The organism is Arthrobacter sp. ISL-69 (assembly GCF_018613775.1).
Classification (GTDB): Bacteria; Actinomycetota; Actinomycetes; order Actinomycetales; family Micrococcaceae; genus Arthrobacter.
On the sequence record NZ_JAGGPO010000039.1, the window covers coordinates 20,758 to 28,861 of the forward strand.

Below are 8,104 nucleotides of genomic sequence, written 5' to 3' on the forward strand. Positions count from 1 at the left end.
CGTGGCCGTCCCGGAGATTCCCGCCGAAAAGGGCCCAACCCCGATGCGGCCGCTCATCATGCGCTACGCCGCCCGCTCGGATGTGGGACGCATCCGCGCCAAAAATGATGACTCCGCCTACGTCGGCCGGCACCTGGCCGTTGTGGCCGACGGCATGGGTGGCCACGCCGGGGGTGACGTGGCCTCCGCGGCGACTGTCCTGGACATGCTCCACCTGGACCACGGGAATTACGACGGCGACGCGGGAACCGTCCTGGCGGACGAAATCCAGACCGCCAATTCCCTCCTGTCCGAACTGGTCCACATCAATCCCAAGCTTGCCGGGATGGGCACCACTGTCACGGCCCTGCTCTTGGCCGAAGGCAAACTTCACTTCGCCCACATCGGCGACTCCCGCGCCTACCGGCTGCGCAACGGCGAATTCAAGCAGATCAGCGTCGACCACACGTTCGTCCAAAGGCTCATCGACGAGGGCAGGCTTCGCCCGGAAGAAGCGGAAACACATCCGCACAAGAACGTTCTGATGCGGGTCCTGGGCGACGTCGATGCTAGCCCAGAGCTCGATCTGGCCACCCTTGACGTCGAACCCGGCGAACGGTGGCTCCTCTGCTCCGACGGCCTGAACTACGTTGCGGGACACGTGGTGGAACGCACGGTCCGTGAGACCAAGGACCTGCGCGAATGCGTCGAAACGCTCGTGGACCTGACCCTTGAAGCCGGCGCCCCGGACAACGTCACCGTGGTCATGCTGGAAATCGTGGAGCAGACTCCCGACGACGTCCGCACCGCCGCCGTCGAAATCGTCCAGCCGCAGGCCGGCAGCGCAATTGCTGCCGGCGCGGCAGCCCTGGCGGCCACCCCGGCGCCCGCCACCAAAATTCCTGACGAAGAGGCACAGCTGCAGGAAACGACCGACGGAACCGGCGGAACTGGCGGAACAAACCCCCCGGAAGCCGCCCCCGGGGCTGCCGATGGCTCCGAACCGAAGCCTGTCGGAGACGTTGCCGACGGCGGCGCCGGGAGCACTGACGGCGGAAGCGCCGGCAACAGCGCCCCCGGGCCAACACCACAACCGGCTGAACCCTCCACCACCACGGACCCGCACCTGGGCGAGCACCTTTCGGCTGCCGTTCTCCGCGAGGAACTTTCAACACGTCCGCATGAGCTCGTTGGCGCGGCCGCCACGGCCGCTGAAGCCGGTTCCATCCCCACGATCGCCGGCCGGACCGTCGCGCGCCGCGCCGCAACCGTGCTCACGCACAAGGCGGACCAGGACCGTGAGGAAACCGACGAGTACAAGCCTGCCGCGAAGCCACGCCGCTGGGTCACCATCGCCACGGCCGCGGTCCTGCTCGTGATCCTAAGCGTCGGACTGTGGCTCGGCTATGCCTGGACGCAGACGCGCTACTACATCGGCGAATACGACCAGCGGGTTGCCATCTACAACGGCGTCTCACAGCGCCTGGGACCCATTCAACTGTCGACCCTGGAGACAGTGACGGACATCAAGATGTCGGATCTCCCGGAATTTTCGCAGCAGCGGGTCCGTCAGACGGTGCCGGCGCGCGACCTCTATGACGCACAGCGGATCGTCAAGAACCTGGACCTGACAGGGACCACGTCGCCGGCGGACGAGTGCCCCACTCCGTCGCCCACTTCCACCACCGCCCCGTCGGCCACCGGAGCAGCGCCCTCGCCGAGCGGTACAGCACCGCCCGGAACGCCCGCACCGACCGCCACGCCCAGCCAGACCGCCAACGCTTGTGAGGAGGCCAAATGACACAGCTCGAGGCCGCCACCCCCAAGCCGCGCAGGAACACCGAGCTTGCCCTGCTGGTTCTTGCCCTTGCCGTCGGCATCGGCGCCAACGCCCTCGTAGGGGTTGACCAGGAAAAAGCGTTTGACACGGATTTCTGGTTCCAGTCCAGCATGCTGGCCGCTGCCGCCCTTGCTTTCCACGTGGTGCTCCGCATCCGCGCGAAATATGCCGATCCGGTTATTCTTCCCCTCGTGGTCGCCCTGAACGGCCTGGGCCTTGCCATGATCCACCGCCTCGACCGGGTGGGTGAGGACACCGGCAACAACCAGCTCCGCTGGACGCTGGTCGCCATGGGCGTCGCTATCGCCGTTATCTGGTTCCTCAAGGACCACCGGATCCTACGCCGTTTCACCTACATCTCATTGGCAGTGAGTGCCCTGCTGCTGATTCTGCCGCTGGTACCCGGCGTCTCCGCGGGCGAAATCCTTGGAGCCAGCGTCTGGATCAAGATCGGCCCTATGACGTTCCAGCCGGGTGAAGTTGCCAAGATCACCCTGGCTATATTCTTCGCCGGTTATCTTTCCTCCAACCGCGATCTCATCCTGCTCGCGGGCCGCAAGATCGGGCCGCTCCAGTTCCCGCGCTTCAAGGACATGGGCCCCATGATCACGGCCTGGCTGGTGAGCATCGGCGTGCTGATCTTCCAGCGGGACCTTGGCTCCTCAGTGCTGTTCTTCGGCCTGTTCATCGTGATGATCTACGTGGCCACGAGCCGGATCAGCTGGGTTATCATCGGTGTCGGCCTGCTGCTGGGCGGCGGCTTTATCGCCTCCCGGGTCTTCTCCCACGTGGGTCTCCGCATCGACGGGTGGCTCAACGCCTTCACGGACGAAGTTTACGGACGGCAGTTCGGCGGCAGCCTCCAGATCGTTGAGGGCCTGTTTGGGATGGCCAACGGCGGCCTGGTGGGCACGGGCCTCGGCCAGGGGCGGCCGAACCTGGTGCCGTTTGCCAACAGCGACATGATCATCGCTTCCTTCGGCGAGGAACTTGGCCTGATCGGCCTCTTCGCCATCGTGCTGATGTACCTGCTCCTGTTCACGCGCGGTTTCCGTGCAGCGCTCGGCACGCGGGATGCTTTCGGGAAGCTGCTGGCCTGCGGGCTGTCCTTCGCCATCGCCCTGCAGTGTTTTGTGGTGATCGGCGGCGTCACGCGGCTGATTCCACTGACCGGGCTCACCACTCCGTTCCTGGCAGCGGGCGGGTCCTCGCTGCTTGCCAACTGGATCATCGTTGGCCTGCTGCTGATGATCTCGCACACCGCACGCGGGCCGGTGGACACCACGCCAATGCCGCACGGCGCGGAGCCTGGCGAAAAGAAGCCCGCTCCATCCTCCCCGCCGCGACCGGCCAAACAACCCGGCCGGCAGCCTTCCTCCGCCCATCCCGACGCGCCAACTGAAGCGGTGAAACAACTGTGAACCATGCAATTCGGAATTCATGGATTGCCGCGGTAGCCATGTTCGCGCTGATCTTCGGCGCCCTCAGCTACGTCCAGGTGGTGGGCGCGGACGAGCTGCAGGCCAACGCCTGGAACAAGCGCGCCATCCTGCAGAACTACTGCAACGACCGCGGTGCAATCATCGTCGGCGGAAAGCCCATCGCCCAGTCCGTTGCCGCCTCGGAAAGCTGTAAGTTCCAGCGGACCTACACGGAGCCCGAACTGTATGCGGGCATCACGGGATACTTCTCCCGGAGCTTCGGTGTCACCGGGCTGGAAAGTGCCCTCAACCAGCAACTGGCCGGCAGCTCGGACCAGCTCTTCCTGGACCGGGTGGGCCAGCTGTTCCTCGGCAACCAGCCCAAGGGCGCCTCGGTTGAACTCACGCTGGATCCTGAGATCCAGAAGCTCGCCTACGACCTGATTCCGGACGGCCAGCGCGGCTCCATTGTGGTTACGAACCCCAAAACGGGCGACATCCTGGCCATGGTGTCCAAGCCGTCCTACGATCCCAACCTGATCGCCACCCAGGACCCGGACGCCGAGGCAGCCAACTACAACGAGCTGAACAAGATCCCAGGAATCAACCTGAACCAGAACGTCAGCGGCCCCACCGGCGCGCTGCTGGCGCCTGGCTCGGTGTTCAAGCTCGTTGACACGGCTGCGGCGCTGAGCTCGGGCAAGTACAACAAGGACAGTGTCCTGCCCAACCCCGCCGAGATGAGCTTCCCCGGCATCCAGTACAAGCTGCCCAACTACGCCGGCGGCAATTGCTACACGCAGAACACGGCGGACTTCGCCTTTGCCCTCCAGCAGTCCTGCAACACGCCTTTCGCGGAGATCGCCCGGGACCTGGGCCAGCAAGCGATCGCCGACCAGGCCGCAAAGTTCGGCTTCGGCGAGGACCTCGGTGACCAGCTGAAGCTGGACTACGCCAAGAGGCCCTTCCCGGAGGAGGAACTCGACGCGGCCGGGCTCGCCCAGTCCGCCATCGGCCAGCGCGATGTCCGTGCCACACCCCTGCAGATTGCGCTGATGACTTCAGCCATCGCCAACGGCGGCGTCCAGATGCGGCCCAACCTGATCAAGACCTTGCGGTCACCGGACCTGCGGATCATCAGCGAACCGAAGCCGGAAGTCCTCCGGACGTCCACCAGCCCGGAGATTTCGCAGCAGATCACCGAGTGGATGACCAGCGTCGTCAGTCAGGGCATTGGCCGTGGCGCGGCCGTGCCGGGCGTCCAGGTGGCCGGCAAGACCGGCACCGCCGAGCTGGGAACAGACGGCTTGAACAATTCATGGTTTACGGGGTTCGCCCCGGCCAATGACCCGCAGGTGTCGGTGACCATCGTCATGCAGGGCGTGGACATCACTACCGGTGCACAGCTAACCAGTCCGAACGCGAAAAAGATTTTTGAGGCGGTGTTGAATAAGTGAGGCCTACATCAGGAATCACCCTCGGCGGGAGATTCCAGCTGACCACGCGTATTGCGATTGGCGGGATGGGAGAAGTCTGGAAAGCCAAGGACCTTATCCTTGGCAGGATAGTCGCCATCAAGGTGCTCAAAGAGGAGTACACCGGCGACCCCGGGTTCCTCCAGCGCTTCCGTGCCGAGGCGCGCCACACGGCGCTTCTGAACCACGTCGGCATCGCCAACGTCTTTGACTACGGGGAAGAAGAGGGATCGGCCTACCTGGTGATGGAGCTGGTCCCGGGCCATCCGCTGAGCAGCATCATTGAACACGAACAGGTGCTGTCCCCGGACCGTACGCTGTCCATGATCGCCCAGACTGCCCGCGCCCTGTCCGTGGCCCACTCCCAGGGATTGGTTCACCGCGACATCAAGCCGGGCAACCTGCTGATCATGCCGGACGGCCGCGTCAAGGTGACCGACTTCGGCATCGCCCGGCTGGCGGACCAGGTCCCGCTCACCCAGACCGGACAGGTCATGGGCACGGCCCAGTACCTCGCACCGGAGCAGGCCACCGGCCAGACCGCCACGGGCGCCTCGGACATCTACTCACTGGGCGTCATCGGCTACGAGTGCCTCACGGGCCACCGTCCGTTCTCCGGTGAATCGCAGATCGCCATTGCGCTTGCCCAGGTGAATGATGCCCCGCCGCCGCTGCCGGAAACCCTGCCTACGCCGGTACGGGCGCTCCTGATGTCCATGCTGGCCAAGGATCCCAAGAACCGCCCGGCCAACGCCATCAAGCTGTCCGAGGCGGCGGAAGCCATCCGCAACGGCGACATCGCCGCTGCGCATGCCGCTGTACCCGGAATGCTGCTCTTCGAGGCGGCCACGGGTCCAATCACAGCACCGGTGGACATCCCCACCGCTGCGACCGGCGTCATCGATTCCAGTCCGGAAAAGGACAAATCGACGACGACGACTTCCGCACTCCCTGTGGTCGGCGCCGCGGGCGCCGGGGCAGCCGCAGGGCTTGCCGCCGGTGCCGGCGCTGCCGGCGCAACAGGTCCGCGCAGCACCCTGTCACGCGCCGACGCCCTTGCTGCCGAACGCAGTTGGGAGCAGGAGGAGGAGCAGGACCGCTACGACGAACCCGTGGACGAGCCCCAGCGCAAGGGCCGCAGCCCGTGGACGTGGCCGCTCATCGCCCTGATCGTGCTGGTGCTCTTCGCCCTGATAGGTGTCGTTCTCACGCAGGCCGGCATCTTCGCCCCGTCCAGTCCGGCAGAGTCCTCGTCGACGTCAAGCAGCGCCAAGCCCAGCAGCACGTCGCCGACGTCCAAATCGGCGAGCCCCACGCCCACCAGCGCGAGCCCGACGCCCACACCGACGCAAAGCACTCCGGAGACCATTAACCTGATCCCGGACGCCTACCTTGGGCGGCCGTACAACGAGGTACGCAGCGCGCTGGTTGGCATGGGACTCCAGGTCATTGGCGAGCAGGTCTTCAACGATGCGCCGTCAGGCACGGTCACCAATATCGAGCCGTCGGGTCCGGTAAACCCCGGGCAGGCCATCACTGTCACCTATTCGAAGGGCCCCGACCCGAGCCAGGAGTCGTCGGTGCCAGCAATTGGCGTCGGCAGCTCTGAAGCACAGACGCAGCGCGCCATCGAGGAGGCCGGGCTGCGCTGGGTGAAGGGTGAAGACGTACCAGGCAGTGCAGGCCAGCAGCCCGGCACGTTCGTCAGTTCGGAGCCGGGCGCCGGCAAGAAGGTACCCGCCGGTTCTGTCGTGACTTACCACCTGGCCCGGGAACTCCTGCCCACGCCCAGTACCTCGACGTCGAACTAGGGCGCACCTTGCCGGACTCACCCCGTATCCCGTCGCACAGAGAGGACAGCCTCCCAGTGAATACCCAGCGCGTCCTCAACGGACGGTACGAACTCGGTGAGCTGATCGGCCGCGGCGGCATGGCCGACGTGCACCGCGGCGTTGATACCCGGCTGGGCCGGACAGTGGCCATCAAGCTCCTGCGGCCGGACCTCGCCCGGGACCCGCAGTTCCAGGCGCGGTTCAAGCGCGAGGCCCAGGCCGTGGCCGCGTTGAACCATCCCTCGATCGTTGCCATCTACGACACCGGGGACCACGCGGTTCCGGGAGGTCCGGAGGACACCGTCCGGGTGCCCTACATCGTGATGGAGTTCGTGTCCGGAAAGACCCTCAGAGATCTTATCCGCGCCAAGGAAGTCAGTATCGGCCATGCCATCGACTTCACCCTTGGTGTGCTCTCGGCCCTTGAGTACAGCCACCGGGCGGGTATCGTCCACCGGGATATCAAGCCGGCAAACGTGATGTTCTGCGAGGATTCGGACACCATCAAGGTGATGGACTTTGGCATTGCCCGGGCCATGGCCGATTCGTCCGCCACGATGACGCAGACCCAGGCGGTGGTGGGCACCGCGCAGTATCTTTCCCCTGAGCAGGCCCGCGGTGAAACGGTGGACGCCCGCAGTGACCTCTATTCCGCGGCTTGCCTGCTGTACGAAATGCTGACGGGGCGGCCTCCGTTCATTGGCGACAGTCCCGTTTCCGTGGCCTACCAGCACGTCCGCGAGATCCCGGAACCGGCCAGCAGCCTCAACCATGACGTGTCAGAGGCCCTGGACAGCGTCCTGGCCAAGGCCCTGCAAAAGAACCGTGCGGACCGTTTCCAGGATGCGGCGGCGTTCCAGCGGGCCCTCCGGGCGGCGCGCAATGGCATTCCCGTGCCGGACGTGGCGGCAGCCGAGGCCTCGACGGAACCCCACAACACGGTCCCAGCCGCGGAACGGACGGCCCAGGCGGCCCCGTACTCGGTCACGGGTGCAAGCTTCCTTGACGATTCGCCGAGCGGACGGCTCCGGCCGGTCCACGACACGCTCGGCGATGACCGGCCAATTCCGGCCCAGGTATACGAATCCTCGGAGGCCAGCGAGCTTCCCCTCGGGCTTCCGCCGGAACGTGACCGCACGCCGCGGCAGAAGTCCCGCCGTCGGACCTGGATTGCCACCCTGGTGATATTCACCTTGCTGGTCCTCGCCGGGGGTGGCCTCTGGCTCTACAACATGATGAACCAGCCGCCCCCTCCGGTGGCCAAGATCCAGGTGCCCTCGGTATCTGCGCTCACCGAATCCGAGGCGTTGCAGCGCCTGTACAACGCCAGGCTCAGTCCGCAGATCAACCGGCTCCGGCACGACACTGTCACCAAGGGCACAGCCATCGGTACGGTGCCGGCGGCAGGAACGTCCATGGAACCCGACTCCAAGGTGACCCTGAACATCTCCGACGGTCCGAGCGCCGTCAAGATCCCGAATGACCTGCCGGGGCGGACGGAAGCGGCTGCCCGGGATGTTTTGCGGCAGATCGGACTAGCCGGCGCGCCCGGCACCA

5 protein-coding genes are annotated in these 8,104 nt (G+C 65.7%); all 5 read left to right on the forward strand.

Features of this window, described 5'->3' with window-relative positions:
- The first annotated feature begins 1 nt into the window (after nucleotide 1).
- On the forward strand, nucleotides 2–1,780 hold the full coding sequence (locus tag J7I79_RS21350) for a protein phosphatase 2C domain-containing protein (RefSeq protein WP_396020232.1): 1,779 nt from the start codon (nucleotides 2–4) through the stop codon (nucleotides 1,778–1,780).
- Nucleotides 1,777–3,240 carry an FtsW/RodA/SpoVE family cell cycle protein gene (locus tag J7I79_RS21355; protein ID WP_214956782.1) on the forward strand — a complete coding sequence of 488 codons (1,464 nt, stop codon included), beginning with the start codon at nucleotides 1,777–1,779 and terminating at the stop codon, nucleotides 3,238–3,240. Before J7I79_RS21350 ends, J7I79_RS21355 begins: the two co-directional genes overlap by 4 nt.
- A complete protein-coding gene (locus tag J7I79_RS21360; RefSeq protein ID WP_214956784.1) occupies nucleotides 3,237–4,697 on the forward strand; it encodes a penicillin-binding protein 2 in 1,461 nt (486 codons plus the stop codon). The genes J7I79_RS21355 and J7I79_RS21360 overlap by 4 nt, the downstream gene beginning before the upstream one ends.
- Nucleotides 4,694–6,526 (forward strand): protein kinase domain-containing protein, encoded by a 1,833-nt coding sequence (locus tag J7I79_RS21365; RefSeq protein WP_214956786.1) that lies wholly within the window; start codon nucleotides 4,694–4,696, stop codon nucleotides 6,524–6,526. Before J7I79_RS21360 ends, J7I79_RS21365 begins: the two co-directional genes overlap by 4 nt.
- Nucleotides 6,527–6,582: 56 nt before the next feature.
- On the forward strand, nucleotides 6,583–8,104 hold a 1,522-nt coding region (gene pknB, locus J7I79_RS21370), incomplete at its 3' end, for a Stk1 family PASTA domain-containing Ser/Thr kinase (protein ID WP_311380639.1).